21 protein-coding genes are annotated in these 17,773 nt (G+C 43.6%); all 21 read right to left on the bottom strand.

Going from position 1 to position 17,773, the window contains the following annotated elements; genetic code table 11:
• Window positions 1–12: 12 nt before the first annotated feature.
• Window positions 13–1,554, bottom strand: coding sequence for a recombinase family protein (locus tag ABHC48_RS00475; protein ID WP_118306369.1), 1,542 nt, complete (start codon window positions 1,552–1,554; stop codon window positions 13–15).
• The gene (locus tag ABHC48_RS00470; protein ID WP_118306370.1) at window positions 1,539–3,188 is read right to left on the bottom strand and encodes a recombinase family protein; all 1,650 of its coding nucleotides are present in this window, start codon (window positions 3,186–3,188) and stop codon (window positions 1,539–1,541) included. The genes ABHC48_RS00475 and ABHC48_RS00470 overlap by 16 nt, the downstream gene beginning before the upstream one ends.
• Entirely contained in the window at window positions 3,189–4,817 is a 1,629-nt protein-coding gene (locus ABHC48_RS00465) for a recombinase family protein (protein WP_117995169.1), read from the bottom strand. It lies immediately after the preceding gene.
• 135 nt (window positions 4,818–4,952) lie between these two features.
• Window positions 4,953–5,168 (bottom strand): DUF6870 family protein, encoded by a 216-nt coding sequence (locus tag ABHC48_RS00460; protein ID WP_118306371.1) that lies wholly within the window; start codon window positions 5,166–5,168, stop codon window positions 4,953–4,955.
• A 603-nt stretch (window positions 5,169–5,771) separates the two neighbouring features.
• On the bottom strand, window positions 5,772–6,191 hold the full coding sequence (locus ABHC48_RS00455; protein WP_118306373.1) for a sigma factor-like helix-turn-helix DNA-binding protein: 420 nt from the start codon (window positions 6,189–6,191) through the stop codon (window positions 5,772–5,774).
• A 504-nt stretch (window positions 6,192–6,695) separates the two neighbouring features.
• Window positions 6,696–7,088 (bottom strand): winged helix-turn-helix domain-containing protein, encoded by a 393-nt coding sequence (locus tag ABHC48_RS00450; protein WP_055221049.1) that lies wholly within the window; start codon window positions 7,086–7,088, stop codon window positions 6,696–6,698.
• A gap of 99 nt (window positions 7,089–7,187) precedes the next feature.
• On the bottom strand, window positions 7,188–7,961 hold the full coding sequence (locus ABHC48_RS00445) for an ABC transporter permease (RefSeq protein ID WP_117538752.1): 774 nt from the start codon (window positions 7,959–7,961) through the stop codon (window positions 7,188–7,190).
• 5 nt (window positions 7,962–7,966) lie between these two features.
• Complete coding sequence (locus tag ABHC48_RS00440; protein ID WP_117538751.1) at window positions 7,967–8,776, bottom strand: ABC transporter permease; 810 nt, start codon at window positions 8,774–8,776, stop codon at window positions 7,967–7,969.
• On the bottom strand, window positions 8,769–9,695 hold the full coding sequence (locus ABHC48_RS00435; protein ID WP_117538750.1) for an ABC transporter ATP-binding protein: 927 nt from the start codon (window positions 9,693–9,695) through the stop codon (window positions 8,769–8,771). The genes ABHC48_RS00440 and ABHC48_RS00435 overlap by 8 nt, the downstream gene beginning before the upstream one ends.
• 134 nt (window positions 9,696–9,829) lie before the next feature.
• The gene (locus tag ABHC48_RS00430) at window positions 9,830–10,747 is read right to left on the bottom strand and encodes a HAMP domain-containing sensor histidine kinase (protein ID WP_117538749.1); all 918 of its coding nucleotides are present in this window, start codon (window positions 10,745–10,747) and stop codon (window positions 9,830–9,832) included.
• Between the two features lie 5 nt (window positions 10,748–10,752).
• Window positions 10,753–11,445: a response regulator transcription factor gene (locus ABHC48_RS00425; protein WP_117538748.1), complete on the bottom strand. Its 693-nt coding sequence runs from the start codon at window positions 11,443–11,445 to the stop codon at window positions 10,753–10,755.
• A complete protein-coding gene (locus ABHC48_RS00420; protein ID WP_055221059.1) occupies window positions 11,438–11,626 on the bottom strand; it encodes a helix-turn-helix domain-containing protein in 189 nt (62 codons plus the stop codon). The genes ABHC48_RS00425 and ABHC48_RS00420 overlap by 8 nt, the downstream gene beginning before the upstream one ends.
• Before the next feature lie 115 nt (window positions 11,627–11,741).
• Complete coding sequence (locus tag ABHC48_RS00415) at window positions 11,742–12,134, bottom strand: winged helix-turn-helix domain-containing protein (protein WP_033143723.1); 393 nt, start codon at window positions 12,132–12,134, stop codon at window positions 11,742–11,744.
• 170 nt (window positions 12,135–12,304) lie between these two features.
• Entirely contained in the window at window positions 12,305–13,315 is a 1,011-nt protein-coding gene (locus ABHC48_RS00410; RefSeq protein ID WP_118306374.1) for an ABC transporter permease, read from the bottom strand.
• A gap of 2 nt (window positions 13,316–13,317) precedes the next feature.
• Entirely contained in the window at window positions 13,318–14,310 is a 993-nt protein-coding gene (locus tag ABHC48_RS00405; RefSeq protein ID WP_033143709.1) for an ABC transporter permease, read from the bottom strand.
• Window positions 14,310–15,164 carry an ABC transporter ATP-binding protein gene (locus tag ABHC48_RS00400; protein WP_333527325.1) on the bottom strand — a complete coding sequence of 285 codons (855 nt, stop codon included), beginning with the start codon at window positions 15,162–15,164 and terminating at the stop codon, window positions 14,310–14,312. Before ABHC48_RS00400 ends, ABHC48_RS00405 begins: the two co-directional genes overlap by 1 nt.
• A complete protein-coding gene (locus ABHC48_RS00395; protein ID WP_191835411.1) occupies window positions 15,145–15,306 on the bottom strand; it encodes a hypothetical protein in 162 nt (53 codons plus the stop codon). Before ABHC48_RS00395 ends, ABHC48_RS00400 begins: the two co-directional genes overlap by 20 nt.
• A gap of 171 nt (window positions 15,307–15,477) precedes the next feature.
• Window positions 15,478–16,554: a histidine kinase dimerization/phospho-acceptor domain-containing protein gene (locus tag ABHC48_RS00390; RefSeq protein ID WP_033143708.1), complete on the bottom strand. Its 1,077-nt coding sequence runs from the start codon at window positions 16,552–16,554 to the stop codon at window positions 15,478–15,480.
• Window positions 16,551–17,219 (bottom strand): response regulator transcription factor, encoded by a 669-nt coding sequence (locus ABHC48_RS00385; RefSeq protein WP_118306375.1) that lies wholly within the window; start codon window positions 17,217–17,219, stop codon window positions 16,551–16,553. Before ABHC48_RS00385 ends, ABHC48_RS00390 begins: the two co-directional genes overlap by 4 nt.
• 16 nt (window positions 17,220–17,235) lie before the next feature.
• Complete coding sequence (locus tag ABHC48_RS00380; RefSeq protein ID WP_033143706.1) at window positions 17,236–17,406, bottom strand: helix-turn-helix domain-containing protein; 171 nt, start codon at window positions 17,404–17,406, stop codon at window positions 17,236–17,238.
• A 125-nt stretch (window positions 17,407–17,531) separates the two neighbouring features.
• A partial coding sequence (locus tag ABHC48_RS00375) for a helix-turn-helix domain-containing protein (protein ID WP_195698975.1) occupies window positions 17,532–17,773 on the bottom strand: 242 nt, incomplete at its 5' end.

The raw sequence follows: 17,773 nt of genomic DNA, 5'->3' as shown, positions 1-17,773 counted from the left end.
GGGTGTTCACGGTTATACCTCCTTTTCGGATTCCTTAGTTTCTAAGAAATCCCGTGTTGTATATTCAATCTCAATCCGATCTCCTGGAAAGACGTAAACTTTGTTGATAAGCCGGTCAATCAGAGCTTTTGTCAGCATGTTGGCGTTTCCGACTTCCTGCACAATTTCCTGTTGTTTCAGCTTAATCTCATAATCACTTTTTATCTGCTTTGTCTGTGCAGTAATGACAGCATGAACATTTTTGGCTTGTACCAGTTCCGTGTCATAAACCCCTTTTCGTGTTCGATAGGTTTCCAAATCAATCTCTCCGAGTGCATACTGCTCATAAAGATGCCGCTTGCTGTCTTGAATAGAACGGAGTTTTTCTTCATGTTCGGCCTGCTGGACTGTCTGCAAATCCAATTTATCCTTATTGCTATCAATTCCCAATGCCGGACACATTTGAGCCCGAATTGTTTCAAATACAACCTGCTCCAGATCTGCCATCTTTATGCGCACACCATGACAAGGAAGCGTTTCAGCCACCTCGGAATGACGGCAATAAAACCACGCACCATTTCGTAGAGACATTGCATGATCGCAGCATCCGCAGAACACCTTACCACGGAGCAGATAATCACGCGGCTTTTTATTTGACAGAGAGAAACGCTTAATTGAAGCATTGGCTTTTTCAAATAGATCCACACTTACAATAGCCGGATGATGGTTCGGTATTTTGAACCACTCACTTTCATCCTTTAACTGTGTATGTCGGCTGCCAATCTCTTTTACCTTTCTCTTGCCAATTACATAGGTACCGATATATCTTTGATCTTCTAAAATACGCAGAACCGTTGATGTACTCCAAACGCCGTTTGTTCGGGAAACATTGTAATAGGCCTTGCCTTTAAGTTTGCGATATTCCCCAGGGGTTGGGATATTCATGGCATACAATTTTCTTGTGATCTCGGCTGCGGTGTTGCCTTCAGACGCCCATTGAAATATCATCTGCACATTCGGGGCAACATCCTCGTCCGGTTCCATACGTCCGTCTGCACTCTTGCGATAGCCGTAAGGACAGATGACACTCTGATATTCCCCACGACGCATCTTTGCGTATTTTGCACTTTTGGTTTTCATGGACATATCCCGGCTATAACACTCGCTGATAAGATACTTGAAAGCAATATCAATCCCTCCGGTATCACCTTTGAAATTAGCTGTGTCAAAATCATCACTGACGGAAATAAAACGGGTGTGATAAAGAGGAAATACCCGCTCAATAAAATAGCCGGTTTCAATGCTGTTACGTCCAAATCGGGAAAGGTCTTTTACAATAATACAGTTGATTTTTTCGGCCTGAACCATTGTTAAAAGTTCCTGCACCGCCGGACGCTCAAAGTTTGTCCCCGTATGACCATTGTCAATAAATTCCAAAATCTCGCTGTCATCCCATTCCGGCAGAGACATAGCTTTTTCACGAAGAATCAGTTTTTGATTTGGTATGCTCAAACTTTCAGTTTTGAAATCTTCCACAGAAAGACGGATATAAAGGGCAATCACATAGTTGCGCACGGTTCCACCGCCTTTCCCTGAAATTCATTTTTGAAACGGAAGGTCACATGAATATTCCGCTCGTGGTCTATCTCAATTCGTTCAATGAGCCGTTCGATCAGTTCTGCAGTCAGTACGTGATCCTGTGCCAGTGTTTTTGCATCCTTTTCCATTGCACGGTATCTGGCAAGCTGGTTGTCCAGAGAGTCCATAGATTTTTCAAATACTTCAATCTCACCAGACAGAGCATTGATAGCATGTTCATAATCCGCTTTCAATTCAAAGTATTCGTCATTTGTCAAAATACCCTGCACAAAATTTTCATATAGGCCACGGATCAGCCGGCGTATTTTTTCAATTTCCTGCCGTTTGGCCGACATCTGAATTTTCAGCTTATCTTTTTCCTGTTTTTGTCTTGCCTCCAACTGAAAGAGTGGCAGCGACATTCCCAGCGCAACTGTCAGCTCTTTTTCAAGAATAGCCGTAACAGTAGAAATCAGTTCTTTCTCTTGTATCATCGCACCTTTGCAGCTATCTTTTTCTACCCGGCTGTTTGTAAGGCAGTGGAACCAGTAAGTGTCGGGTCCTTTCCGGCGCTCGGCGCGTTGCCTGTGAAGGTTTCTGCCACAATCAGCACAGAACACTTTACCTTTGAAAATGTTTGGTGTGTAGGGACGTTTTGGAGTTGCTTTGCTTTCTTCACAGATCTGTTTTCTGTATTCCTGAACTGCATGAAACAATTCATGGCTGATGATCGGTTCATGGGTGCATTTTGCAATAATCAGATTATCTTCTCCAGCCTTGACCTGCTGATGATCTACAATCTTTGTTTTTCCTTGAACCAGATCGCCTGTATAAACTTCGCTTTCTAAGATTTTCATCACTGTACGGGTCTGCCATTTGCCGCTTCCGATCAGGCCCGGACTGGTAATCTCGCCAGTGGTCTTTTTATAATGGCTCGGTGCCGGAATTCCCATCTCATTTAGGTTGCGGACAATCCGGTTCAGTGCCACATGCTCATGTGCCCATTCAAAAATCTGTTTTACCACAGGGGCAGTATTTTCATCAATCAGAAGTTTATGGCAATTATCAGGGTCTTTCCTGTAACCGTAAGGTGCCCGTGCGCCAATATAGTCGCCGTCTTTCATAGCCTGCCGCGCTTGTGCTTTGATTTTTCGTCCAATGTCCAGAGCATAGGCTTCATTGATCATATTTTTCAAAGGCAGCATGATACCGCCATGAAGATTTCCGGAATCCGCTGTGTCAAACTGATCCGTAACAGCAATGAAGCGAACATTATGAGCATGGAAATACTGTTCGATATAATAACCTGTGTCAATAGAATTTCGCCCTAATCGGGAAAGATCCTTAACAATCACACAGTTAATGTGGCCTGCTTCAATATCAGATAGCATTTGCTGAAATCCAGGGCGGTGAAAATTTGTCCCTGTCGCTCCGTTGTCGATATAGGTATCATACACAACGAAGTCCGGTTTATCTGAAAGAAAGTCATTCAGTACCAACTTTTGATTTTCTACTGAGCAGCCCCGCTTTTTGTTATCCTCCACAGAAAGACGGATATACAGAGCCACATGTACATATAAAGATGGTGCCGGCATAGGTGCCGCCGTCTGTTTTCTGCTTTTTCTTGCCATTTAGCCCACCATCCTTTCTTCATTTTTTGTAGCAATCTGTTCCGCCAAAGAGATTGCTTTCTGATATTCATCTTGGTAATTAAATTCAATATGCAGTTCATCTTTACCCATTACCCGTATGCTTCGGATAAGCTGCATGACTGCCCGGCGGTCAATATCCTCCATAGTAGAAAATCTCATAAAATGGTTGATCCAACGATTTCGTTCGCTTCGGTTTTCCAATACATCTGTAAGTTTATCGTTCCATTCAGCGATTGCCTTTTGGAACAGTTCAATATCTGCATTGTATTTTCGCTTATAAGAGAGAAATTCTTCCTTTGTCAGAATTCCACTCACCAGATTTTCATAGAGTTTTGCCTTAAAGCCCTCGGTCTGTGCTACACGCTTTTCATTTACTCTGATCTGTGCGGCATATTCCTGTGCCAATTCCCGGTTGATCCGTTCCTGACTGATACTGGACAGCAGGGCATCCAGAGAAGCAACATTTTCAATATGTCCTTTCAAACTGTCCTGCACACATTCAATCAGATCCGACTCTTTCAGCATGACCGACGATGTGCAGCCATTCTTTTTGCCGGTCGGGCAGTAATAATAGTGATACTCTTTATCTTTATAGCGGTTCGTCTTGCGGGTCATACGGCAGCCACAGCAGCCGCAGATCAAAATACCGGAAAAAAGGTAAACCTTATCCGATTTGGGAGAAGTCCTTGTGTCAATCCTGCGGAGCCGTTGCACCAGATCAAAATCGTGCTTTTGTATGATCGCTTCATGGGTTCCCTCCACACGAATCCATTCCGAAGAAGGTTTGTCCTCACGCTCTTTTAATTTGAAATGGGGCGTTGTCTGTTTGCCTTGGACCAGTGTTCCGGTGTAAGTTTCATCCTGCAAAATACGGATGATTGTAGTTGCAGACCATTTGCAATCCTTTCGGTCTGTATAGCCACCTTTTGCATGAGGCATTCCGTGATTGCGCTTATACGCCAAAGGTGAAAGAATTCCTAATCGGTTCAGTTCATCCGCTATATGGGAAGCGCTGAATCCTTCCAGCCGTTTTCTGAAAATATCCCGCACAACATTGGCAGCATATTCGTCTACTTCCAGGCTCTTGTGTTTATCGCCGACTTTCACATAACCATAGATGGTAAAAGCACCTACAAAATCCCCGCTGCGCCGTTTTACTTCCAGGGCACTCCGTGTCTTAACGGAAATATCTCGACAGTAAGCCTCATTCATAATGTTTTTGACAGAAACCGTGAGATCATCGGCAGCGTCATTTTCCGTGTCCACATTATCGTTAATTGCGATAAAACGCACTCCATAGGCTGGAAATACCCTGCGCATATAACGGCCTGTTTCTATGTACTCACGACCTAAGCGGGAGAGGTCTTTGACAATCACGCAGTTAGCTTCGCCTTGTTCGATCATCCGCATCATTTCCTGAAATGCCGGGCGATCAAATAAAACGCCACTATAACCATCGTCAATTTTTTCTGCCACAACCTCAATTTCCGGGTGTCGGGCTATGTAATCATCAATCAGGCGCCGCTGATTGGCAACGCTGTCACTTTCTACTGTTTTGTCATCCGTATAAGAAAGACGGATGTACTTAATCGCTTTGTAAACCTGCATAAAAAAACACTCCTTTCGTTGCACAGAAAAATCCCCGCAATTCAAGAAGTGTGGTTATGCCATATTCAATTCCTTTTCCGATTCTTATTCTACCATGCTTTTACGGAAAAGTCAGCCCCTTTCTTAAAATTGCGCCTATCGTAAAATACCCTTGATACATTCTTCCAGGGTAGCACCTTCAGCAGAAAAGCTGGCCTGTACAGTAAAACGGCCACACTTAAAATGGTATGGATTTTTTATCTGCTGAACAAATTCTGCAATCCGTTCATCATGGGAAAGTTCTTTGTTGACAGAAACATCCCGAATGTCTACCAGCGTACCCACTTCACTGACAATGGTGTTCATTTCCATAGTATCAACTCCCTTCTGAAAACTGTGTTATCAAAACCACATGAATAGGTCGGATCTACGGTTGTTACACACATAAATCCGGCCCATTATATCTGATTTCGATTTTACTGCCGTATTTGCCACGCACCCCGGCAAGTCCTTCTGTTATAAGGACGGGGCTGTTACAGGCTGCGGGTAGCGTCACCGCATCATAGTCCCACATACGCCGCCGCTTTGCCAGAGCAAGCAAACGCCGCAGGAACTCTCCCCAAGTCTTTAGGAAGCTGTGAAGAAGTACCATTATGATCTGCGTCGTTATCGCGTCCGGCCTGCCACAGCCGGTTTCGTAGGTTGCGTTTATCGCTCGGACAGCCTGGATTCATCACCTCCTTAGGCTGCCTGTCACCGCGCCGCCCCATCTGCCGCTCGGAACACAGAATGAAGTACCTGTAACAGCGTATATTCGGTTGTCAAGGAACAAGCAAGGGGCATGGCAGACAAATTGATATTACAGTTGGGGTGGGAGGATATATATGCTTCCTTACCACACCCGTCCAGCTTGTCCCGCCGAATATGTCCCTCTATTATTCAGTACATTTTTCAGGCAAAACAGGGCGGGGTAAGCTAAATTTTTTCAAAATATTTTTTTAACTGGTGCAGACCACGGTTAATGCTCTTGCGAACAGAAGAAGCATCTGTTCCTTCAGCTCTTGCAATGTCCGCCTTACTCATGCCAAGAAAAAAGTGTGCATAGATCCGTTGGCGCTGCTTTACCGGAAGTTTGGAAAGACCTTTATAAATCAACTCCGTCATTTGACGCTGTTCCCAAATTTCTGCCGGGTTAAGAGGCTTTTGCGATATCTCACGCTCAATACCTTCGTCTCGATCCAGGGAGTAAAATGCTTTATAGCGGTATGTACGAATCCGATAGGCTTCTTCCAACAACATATATTCCCGAAGCAACAAAGCAACTTCATCCGGCACCTCAACGATCATGTCCTGTGTATAATACGGGTAATAATCCCGAAGATTGATTTTCTTCATAGTAATTTCCTCCAATTTCGATGTTTGAGTTGATGGCAAAAATCGAAATCAGAGGGTGGGCTGCGGCAGTGATAGATTTTTCGTTTTTTTCCGCTTAAAAAAAGGGTACAAAAAAGCGCGCCCGTACAAAGAACAGGCGCGCCAAAGCAGCAGTATGAAATTTCTCCGGGAGGTTGACAGCGAAAATGCTCAAATTTTGTCGAAACCAAAAACGCCGCAATCCATACGAGTTGGATTACGACGTATAGGTGACTGAATGTAAAGCAGTTTATCTGCGGATCTGTGTTGCATAGACGCATAGGCATTTCCTCCCATCAAGGAGGAACCTGAATCGGCTGCTTGATACCTCCTTGGGAGAAAATTATATCGTTTATGTATCCTGTATCAGTCCGCAGACATTCGCTTTTTACTCTTTATATTCGCAATTTTCTACATATTCTGCTCTTAGAATATATGCTGCAAAAAGCAAGCCCACAAGGGAAAACAACACCTTGTGGGCTCATGTTATAGATGTTCAAATTTATAGCCGATCCCGGCGACACTCTCAATATAGTTTGGAAGATCCGGTTCAAAGCGCAATTTCTTACGCAACTTACTTATATGATTATGAATCGCTTTTCTCGAATAGAAATCACAATCTTCTTTCCAAACCAAATCGGTAATCAGTTCGTAAGTAAAAACACGTTTGGGGTTGGCAATGAGTAATGCCAGTATATCAAACTCCTTACTTGTCAGGTTGATAATCCGTTCACGAACCCTGACAGTACGGTGTTCCAGGCATAGATAAAGCTCGCCTTCTTGTATTTCTGTCAGAGGATTTTTCTCTGCTGCGGAAGAAGTGTGACAGGAATTGAATACTGTTCCATGACAGACTCCTTGCTCCAAAATATATTGCATTAGAGCATTCTTTTGTTCCTCGTTAAGAAGCAGAAATAACTTTTCGCCAATCTGTTTGCCGGATTCTTCTATATCAAAAACAGCTAATGTCCCATCACGTCACCATCCCTTTTTTCTAACTACTTTTTTCTTCTTAGTGACAGTCAATGTGCTGGGTTCTTTCTTTTTATTTGCAAGAATAATCACAGAAATCAAGAAAGTCAAAACTATTGTGATGAAAGCAGGGAAAATGTGATAAGTATAACCATATTCCGCACCACAAGTAGGGTCTACTAAAATCATGCTTGCTTTAATCGGATAATAATTTAACAGTGTTCCTTCAAAAGTTCCGAAATATCCATACACAAATGCTAACGCAACCCCACCCAAAAAATTGTTTACCGAACAACAGAATAGTAAAATAATCGGCAAAACTGAAATGTAAATTCCTAAATTTGCTCCGGTAACACGAATAAACATATTGAGCAGATTGCCAAAATGCACTCCTGGAAATCCAGCAATAACATTGATTACTAATGCTAGCACGCATCCTATAAAGCTAAAGCAGATTGTCAACAACAATAGGACAAGTAGTTTTCCTGAAAGTAACTGTTTATATGAAATAGGAATTGTTGATATATTCTTCATCGTATCGTCTGTATATTCCCTTGTTATAATATAACCTGCTATCAGTGCAATGATAATCGGAAAAAACAAGGTACAGTTACTAATCATAACTTGCTGCATAAAATAGTCAAATGTCCATGTCTGTCCACCGTTGGCTGTGGAATAAAACAGTGACAGCAGCGGCGAAAGCACTGTCATAATAATTCCGGCTTTTATTACAGAATAGCGTTTTAGTTTTAAAAATTCCGTTTTTATTATCTTTCCCATATCATTTACCTCGTCCATTTTTTATAAAAGCGAATGATCAACCACAACGAAAGTATAACAGTAATTGCCAGAATAAAAATTGTATGGAAGGTGGTTGGTACAATCGCATAGGCTTCCGGCAAAAGATTGTCTTTTTGCAAATGATCCATCATTAAGCCGCTTGTCCAGTTCATAACACATATAACTGGGAAAGAATTTAAGAAAGTAATTTTTGCAGCACTTATAGATGTTCCAATCGTCCCCAGTATGCCCCAGTTAAAAATAGAATAAAAAAACGCAAGCAGGATAGAAAGCAAAAAACTTTTGTTAAAACAAATAATTAAAAATACAATCGGCAAAGAAGCTGCTACGATAAGAACTCCAAAAATAAGGCTCATAAATATCTTATAAGTCATACCATAAACCATTCCTACATGAAACAGTTTACAAAACAACGCAACAGATAATGTGCTTGTCAGACAAAACGCAATGCTAAAAATAAAGAGCATAGAAATTTTTGCCATAATGAGTTGTGTATTTGTAACAGGAATTGTTCTAAGGTTTTTGGAAGTATCGCAATCTCTTTCTATAAAAAACAAAATAGCGGCAATGATACCAATTAGACATGGAAGCAAAAAAACCAATCCATATCCCAACATCATTGTATAAACATAATCAAATCGGGTTTGAAGATAATGTTCCGTTGTATCTGCACCTGTTCCCGCCTTTGCCATATATGCCAAAATCAACGGAAAAAATAACGATAATGACATCAGTGCGTATAATAATCTTTTTCGCTTTAATTTCCAAAATTCGCATTTGATCAGTTTAAGCAATTCCCTCGCCTCCCGTCACACGCTTGAAGTAATCTTCAAGACTTTCTTCACAAGTATGCGCCTCCGATACCTCCAATCCATTTTCAACAAAGGCAGTTACAATTTTCCCCACAGGTAGATCAAGGTTGTGCAGGCGCAGATTGTGGTCATCCTGTATAGAGAAATGGTTTTCACGGAAATTGCGTTCCAAAATTCTTGCCGCCTGTGCAGTATCAGAGAGCGTAAACCGGATATGCTTACTGCTTTTTTGCTCCAGCTCAGCAAGACTTTCTTCTTCCAGCAATGCACCGTGGTCGATAATTCCAATATCGTCAGCCAGCAAGGAAATCTCCGAAAGAATGTGACTGGAAATCAAAATCGTTTTTCCCTTTGCGTCGCAAAGCTCCCGAATAAAGGAGCGTACCTCCGCAATACCGATGGGATCAAGACCGTTGATCGGCTCATCCAAAATCAAAAGTTCTGGATCGTGCATAACGGCAAGGGCGATGGCAAGCCGCTGCTTCATACCAAGAGAATACTGTGAAAAGAGCTTTTTATCTTTGTAGGGCAGTCCTACCAAATCCAGAGCGTCTTTGATGGCATGATTGTTTGGTACGCCCCGCAGAGTAGCAAAGATACGCAAGTTCTCTGTGCCGGTCAGATTTGGATAAAAACCGGGGGACTCAATCAAGCTGCCGATACGGGGCAGCAATTTCTTTTCATTCCCCTGCAAGGGTTTTCCCCAGATTTTGACCTCCCCGGAAGTCGGATTTGTTAAGCCCAACAGCATTTTCATGGTAGTAGTTTTTCCGGCTCCGTTTCTGCCCAGCAGACCATAAATTCTCCCACGCATCACATGGATATTTAAGTCAGCCACACTCTTTTGTGAACCGTATTGCTTCGTCAGATTTTTCGTTTCAATGATGTAATTTGTGTCCATATTCAAAACCTCCTGTTCTGTAAAGTATTCTATCACGCCAACCTTGCATTAACCTTGCCGCAACCTTGCATTAACCTTGCAATTTGAAATCCGGCAAAATGACAAAGGTTCCCGCCATAAAGACGGGAACCCACTTAAATTTCCAAAGGAAAAAACAACATAAATTCAGTTCCTTTTCCCGGCAAACTTTCAACTGTTATGCTTCCACCCATCTTTTCTACAAGCTGATGGACAATAGAAAGACCAAGACCGCTGCCTTTTTCAGACCGACCTTTATCACACTTATAAAGCCGTTCAAAAATGTGTTTCAAATCTTCTTTCTCAATTCCTACACCATTATCCGCCAGCAGCAGCCTCATGTTATTTCCCTGCTTTGACAGGGCAATTTTAATTTTGTCCGCATGGCTGTGAGCGATTACATTTTGAATGAGATTATTGATAATCCTCATATAGCTGTCCGTATCCAATCTTACCCGGACAGGCTGTTCGAGAATATCAATGTCATAATCGACCTGCTTATCTTCAAAAATCGGTATCCAGTCGATCAGGATATTTCTTGTCAGCTCTGCGGCCTCAATAGGATGGATTTCCAAAGCAAACTCGTTGGAATTTAACTTGAACCAGTCAAAGAGTACATCAATATATTCTTTCAAATCATGGGCTTTCCGGCGGGCGATTTCGATATAATCATCCCGGTCTTTCCCTGTAACAAGCCCTTTATGTGCAGCGTCAAGATAGCCGATGAGGGTTGTAAGGGGTGTCCGAACATCGTGGGAAAGGCTCGTCATAAGCTGGCGGTTGGTTTCCTCTGCCTGCCGGACAATCGAAAGTCTGCTTTCATAGGACACAACGATCTCATTGATTTCATAGGCAAGAGGTGCTATCAGTTCATTTGTTGCAGACAAAATACGCCGATTGCCATTTCCATTTTTCACATCAACCAGCGCATCGGTCATTTCTGCTATTTGCTTTTTTACGCGACGAATGAGAAGGATGGAGGTTAGCACAGCTACAATAGCAATCACAACGGACAGGAAAACGATGATCTTCATACCAGCTATACCTCCTTATTAAAGCGGTAGCCAATCCCTTTGACCGTTTGAATATACTTTGGACTGGAAGGATTGACTTCTAATTTTTTACGAAGCCGGCTGATGATCGCCATAATGTTGCTGTCATCATAGAAATATTCTTCGCCCCAAACTTCCTCATAAATCTGCTGTTTTGTCAAAATTTTTCCTTGATGTTTTGCACAGTACAGGAGCAGATCAAATTCCTTTGGTGGAAGTTCAAAAGTGCCGGTTTCCGTCGTAACAGAACGATTTTCAAGGTCAATTTGCAACCCATCAAAATCCAGTTTTTGCATAGTTCCCGTTTGCTGATTAAAGCGGGTGTAGCGGCGAATGAGGGACGCAATACGGGCAATCAGTTCGTCCATATCAAACGGCTTTGTTAGATAATCGTCCGCTCCGGCCCGTAAGCCCCGCACTTTAGAAGCGCTGTCATTTTTGGATGTGAACATCAAAATCGGCAGGCTGTTCTCTTTGCGGATTTCTTCCAGCGTTTCAAAGCCATCCATACCGGGCATCATCACATCTAGCACCACAAGCTGGTATTCTTGCTCTTTTAATTTCTGCAAGCCCTCTTTTCCGGTATTACAAAAATCGGCTTCTATATGTTCTGATTGTACGCTGTGTTTAATCAAAGCGCACAGTTCTCTGTCATCATCTATAATCAAAATTTTATTCATGGCGCAATTCTCTCCCTTGTTTTGTCCGACCATCAATCGGCTTTTCTGCAGTTTTGGGAATCAGCCAAATACCGGCCATCTTTACTGCTCCAGAAATACGTTCACCAGCACAATAATAATTTACTCTACGAGGTGTCACGCCCCACTTCTCGGCGGCCTCTTTTAATGTCATATATTCCATATCGCACCTCCATAGAATCTATTATAGTTCTTTAGCTCGAATAATACAACCTTCAATATTAAGCGTTCGGAAGTGGATGTTAATTAAAGCCACAAGAAAATCTCGTGGCTTTAGCTTACAAATGTTCAAATTTATAGCCGATTCCGGCGACACTCTCAATATAGTTTGGAAGATCTGGTTCAAAGCGCAACTTCTTACGCAGCTTACTTATATGATTATGAATCGCTTTTCTCGAATAGAAATCACAATCCTCTTTCCAAACCAAATCGGTAATCAGTTCGTAAGTAAAAACACGTTTGGGATTGGCAATGAGCAATGCCAGTATATCAAACTCTTTACTTGTCAGGTTGATAATCCGTTCACGAACCCTAACAGTACGATGTTCCAGGCATAGATAAAGCTCGCCTTCTTGTATTTCTGTCAGAGGATTTTTCTCTATTATGGAAGAAGTGTGACAGGAAATGAGTGCCGATCCATGACAGACTTCTTGTTCTAAAATATATTGCATCAGAGCATTCTTTTGTTCCTCGTCAAGAAGTAAGAATAACTTTTCTCCAATCTGCTTTCCAGATTCTTCTATATCCAAAACAGCTAATGTCCCATCACATCACCATCCTTAAACCATTTGTATCTTAACGTTACATAGAAGTGCTAATATACCCAAGAATAATAGTTTTGTTAAATATGTTTTTTCTGTCGCTTAGATACAAGCAGATAAAACAAGAACCAAAGAACACAATGGAGAGTGAGAATAACGATGTCCTTAACCGCTGTTGATGCAGTTCCATTTGCCAAATCCATAATGCCCTCAAAGGTGGCGCTGGACGGAATCAGATAGCAAATGTAGGAAAGGACTTTGTTTCCTGCACCGACCAGATAATTCAGGATTGGAACTGCCATAAATACGATCATCACGATTTTAATATAGACCACGCCTACCATCATGCCATCGGAGAGTTTGCCTACAAACAAACCGATCAGAGCCGACACAAATGCGGAAAGGACGATCAATGCCAGCATGACCGCCGCCCCTGTGAAAGAGAGCCGGAAGCAGATGGCCGCCGTAAGAATAGCGGACAGGCAGCCGAATACAAAACCCACAAAGATTTTCTGCATCATGTACTGCCTGTGCGTCATAGGCAGGATTTCATTGATCAGCGCAACGCCATCCTCTTTTTCGGAAATAATGTTCATGGCATTAAAGGTACAGCCCATGAACATTGCCACGATCAGCGTAATGGCAATAAAGATATTCTGATAACCCGCCATCATATCCGGGCGCTCCAATACCTGCACACTGGCCTGTGCCGCCCATTCCCTCTGCTCGTAAAGAGCCGGGAGCGTGTTGGCTGTCTGCTGAAACATATCCAGTTCATCGCCGGAAAGGATTGTCTGGATGCTGCCGTTAGACATTTCCACACCAATCAGGTTTGTTGACGGTTCATTGATGGCCTCAATCAGTTCTTCCTGTGTGGGATAAACTGTGACAGTACCATATCGTTCCAGCCATGTGTTGACTTCCGAAGTGGTGGCCTTTGCCGTTACTCCAAAATGAAATTCCCCCAATGAAGAAAGGTCAATGGAGCCGACAAAATTCAATGCCACAGCGACCACGATAGGCAGGAGAAATGACATGATACAGAACTTGTCTTTTCGGACACTTTTCAGTTGATAGAGCAGTCCTTTCATGGTCAGCCCTCCTTTCCCATTTCCTTGCGGAACGCAGCTTCTACAAGGAGAAAGAGTAAAATGATTGCGCCTATCGCACCGGCATAGTAGACCGGGTTTGTAGTCGGGACACCGAAAAAGGCGTTTTTCAGTCCCATATATACATGGTAAAACGGGTGGTAATCGATCCACGCCATCTTTACGGAAGTATTTGCCGCCAGAAATACCGGCGTAGCCGCAAAGAGCGCAATTACCAGATACGCCAGTGAAAATTGCTTAAAGTCCCGCAGAAGCATGGTACAGCCGAAGCCTGCCAGTGCCATAATCAAGGAGAGGATAGCGGTCTGCACCAGCACCGCAGGCAAAACCGACATCCCGTCCAACCCCACATTGAACAGAACCATTAAGGCCGCAAAAACCAGATCGGTAATCAGAAAGAGCATGATTTTGGAGCATACAAACAGGCTCTTATGCAGCGGCATAATGGCATGGACGCGGATCACTCCCATCTGCTTTTCCTTAAACAGCACCGAAGCAATCCCCAAAAATCCAACGGCTACAATCTCAATAAAGAGAAGTTCACAGGTGATCTCCCGGCGCTGCTTCATTTCAGGGCTGTTGCTGCCGACGGTTTTTGCTGTATCATTCCCATCTGGGGAAAGCAGGGACAACGCATAGTCTGTTCTGTGTCTGTCTGCTTTTTCGGTGGCCGCATAGAACAGAACATGGGGTGTCTTTCCGCTGGCGTCAATCCCGACACCGTTCGTATCACTGGCAAGGGCATTATTCAGTTCTTCCAAAGAGGACACGGGCCGAACGAGGGAGGAAACCTCTGTCTGCATCCCAGCCGGATCATACAGATACACATTGTAGAGCTGGGCGTCCATGAATTTCACATAGCCGAAATTGATGAACAGCGTGTATAAAACAAGGGAACCCAGCGCCACCAGAAAGAATTTCCCGGACATCATCATCCGGCAGTCTTTTTTGAACAGAGAACAAAGGCTTTTCCACATTAAGACAGCCCCCTTCCCGTGTACTGGATAAAGACATCTTCCAGTGTCGGCTCCTGCGAATGGATGCTGATGATTTCATCATAGGCGAAAGGAATACCGGCTTTCAGTTCAGGCGCTTCTATGGTCTGCTCCTTTCGCTTGCCCTGATAAAGATAGGAAACCACAATGCGGTGATTGCTGTTTTTCTCTTTCAGATTTTGGGGCGTGTCCAGCGCAACGATATTTCCATTCGTGATAAACGCTACACGGTCACAGAGTAGGTCAGCGTCCAGCATATTGTGTGTTGTGAGAAATACCGTTGTGCCTTTTTGCCGTTCTTCCTCGATGATTTTTCTAAAAAGGACAGCGCCGGCGGGATCAAGGCCGCTGGTGGGTTCGTCCAGAAATAAAAGTTTCGGATTGCTGATCAAAGCTCTCGCCATGCTTACACGCTGCCGCATCCCTTTGGAGTAGGAGGACACCGGCTTATTGAGAAAGTCTTTCTTAAATTCCAGTTCTTCCAGCAGTTCTTTTACATCCCGCAGTTGTTCTTTGGGATAAAAGGACGCAAAATAGTTCAGATTATCCACTGCGCTTAAATTAGCGTACAGATAAGGAAACTCAAACAGGACGCCGATCTGCTGAAAAAACTCCTGCGTCTGCACGGTTCTCAAATCCTTTCCGAATAGGGAAACCTCGCCGCCATGCCCTTTTAAGATGCCGGTCAATATCTTTTGGGTGGTGGACTTCCCGGAACCATTCGGCCCCAAAAATCCGAAAATCTCCCCATCTGCCACAGAAAAATTCAAGCCATGTAACGCCTGCTTATCCTTTCCGTAGGAAAAAGTCAGGTTTTTAACCTCGATCATCTTCATCACCCCATTTTCCGATCTGGTTCTTTTTCTTCTCCTGTTCCCGTTTGCTCCACCATTTCATAAACTTTACCTTGAACGGGATGCAGATCACCAGCGCCACAACAATCAAAAGCCACCAGTACCATTCCATACCTAAAAACATAATCGCTACCTCCTTTATCTGGAGGGTCATTCCCTCCTTGTGGGATAAAGGTACGAAAATGCGTTGAAGTCGGTGTGAGGTCGCTGTGAAGTTGGTGTGAAATCTTACCGGCAGAAGAAAAGGCCCTGATCTCCATTTGGAAACCAGAGCCTATGAGAGAATATGAATTTGTTATTTTACTGTGGGGAGGGAGAAATAAAAGGCCACGCCCCCCGGCTGATTTTCTGCGCCATAGTGTAGGTGCTGCATGGACAAGACCTGTGCAACAATGGCAAGGCCCAGCCCGGAACCGCTGTATTTGGAATTTTTATCACGATAAAATTTCGACCATATCTTTGACAGGCTTTCTTCCGGGATAGGCGCCCCCTGATTGAAGATAGAGAAGTTCAAAAGGCCGTCTTTTTCAAGCAGGGACAATCTCAAAATCCCGCCCGGCCTGTTATTTCGTTTGGCATTGACGATCAGATTATTCAAGACCTGTTCCATCCGCCCTTTGTCTGTATTGACATAGACAGGATGCTCCGGCAGTTCATATTCCAAAACAAAATCTGCGTCCGGGGTGTCGATCAGCAGCCGTCCTGCCACCGTTTCCAAAAAGTCTACAAAGTCGAACCGCTCCGGGCGGAGCTGGGTAGCCCCATTTTCCAATGCAGACAGATCAAGCAGCGTAGTGATTAAGCGGCTCATGCGTTCTGTTTCCGTTATGATGACCTCGGAATACTTTTGCCGTTTTGCTTCGTCCGTTTCGTCTTGCAATCCCTCGGCATAGGCCCGGATCACGCCCAGCGGAGTTTTCATTTCATGGGAGAGGTTGTCCACCAGTTCTTTACGCTCGGCAAGCAGTCTTTTTTTCTGCTCAACATCCTGCTCTAATTTCCGGTTGGCACCTTCCAGAGAAGAAAACGCCTGTTGCAGATTTTCAGCCATCTTGTTCAGGCTCTCCGCAAGTTCTCCAAATTCATCATGGCTTTCCACATGGCAGGGATGGGAAAAATTAAGCTCTGCCATGTTCCGGGCAGCTTCATTCAGTTCCGAAACCGGCTTTGTGATAAAGCGAGCCATTAGTAGGTCAATGGCACAGACCAGAACCACCACAAAAGCCAGCCAGATCACAAAGGAAATATCTGTGTCCATCGGCAGTTTGGTGGACAGTACATAAGAAATAATCAGGACAACGCCGATCAGTTTGGAGGCCAGCAGGATCTTCTTCCGTATGGTAAAGATGTTCATGTTTTCCTTGATTTTCATACGCTCACCTCGAATTTGTAGCCGGAACGGATCAGGGTGACAATATGCTTGCCCTCATCGCCCAATTTCTGCCGCAAGGTTTTGATATGGGTATCGACCGTCCGTGTTGTTCCCTCAAAGTCGTAGCCCCAAATCCGGTTAAGAAGCTGTTCTCTGCTGAATATCTGGCCGGGATTGCCCATGAAGAAATACAGCAGTTCATATTCCTTGTGGGTTAAATTGATTTCCTGTCCATCTACAAAGACCTTATGAGATGTGGGGATGATCGTAATTTTTCCGGCGTTCACAGAATCGGTAGGTGTGATAGAGGAACGGCGCAGCAAAGCGCCCACCTTTGCCAGTAACACTTTTGGGCTGAATGGTTTGGTAATATAGTCATCAGCTCCCAGCTCATAGCCTTTCAGTTTATCTTCTTCCTCACTTTTCGCAGTTAGCATGATAATAGGGAGGTTGCTCATTTCTCTTGCCATCTTGCAGACGGAAAAACCGTCAAGGTGGGGCATCATCACATCCAGTATCATTAAGTCCATAGGATTGTTTTTCAAGATCATTAGTGCGTCCACGCCATCGTCAGCCGTAAAGCAGGTGTGGCCGCCTCGCTGCATATACTCGGCAATAATGCTCTGCATATTTTTTTCATCTTCCACGATTAAAATATTTGCCATAGAGAGGGGCCTCCTTTCACTTTTTCTTATATCGTCGATCAACCGGTCTTTCTGCCTCTTTTGGTATCAGCCAAACACCGGCCATCTTCACAGCGCCGGGGATGCGACCCTCGGTGCAATAGTAGTTAATCATTCGGGGAGAGATACCCCATTTCTCGCTTGTCTCTTTTAGAGTCATGTAGTCCATATAGTGTCCCTCCAATATGGATTATTATATTTCTTTTGCTCGAAGAATACAACATCCCATATTAAGTGTTTGGAAATAAATATTAAAAACTAAAGCCACAAGATAAAAAATCTCATGGCTTTAGCTTACAAGTGTTCAAATTTATAGCCAATCCCGGCGACACTCTCAATATAGTTTGGAAGATCCGGTTCAAAACGCAATTTCTTACGCAACTTACTTATATGATTATGAATGGCTTTTCTCGAATAGAAATCACAATCCTCTTTCCAAACCAAATCGGTAATTAGTTCGTAAGTAAAAACACGTTTGGGATTGGCAATGAGCAATGCCAGTATATCAAACTCTTTACTTGTCAGGTTGATAATCT

Source organism: Ruminococcus sp. 1001136sp1, assembly GCF_039841815.1.
GTDB classification, from domain to species: Bacteria; Bacillota; Clostridia; order Lachnospirales; family Lachnospiraceae; genus Blautia_A; species Blautia_A faecis.
This window is presented reverse-complemented; position numbering and strand designations above follow the sequence as displayed.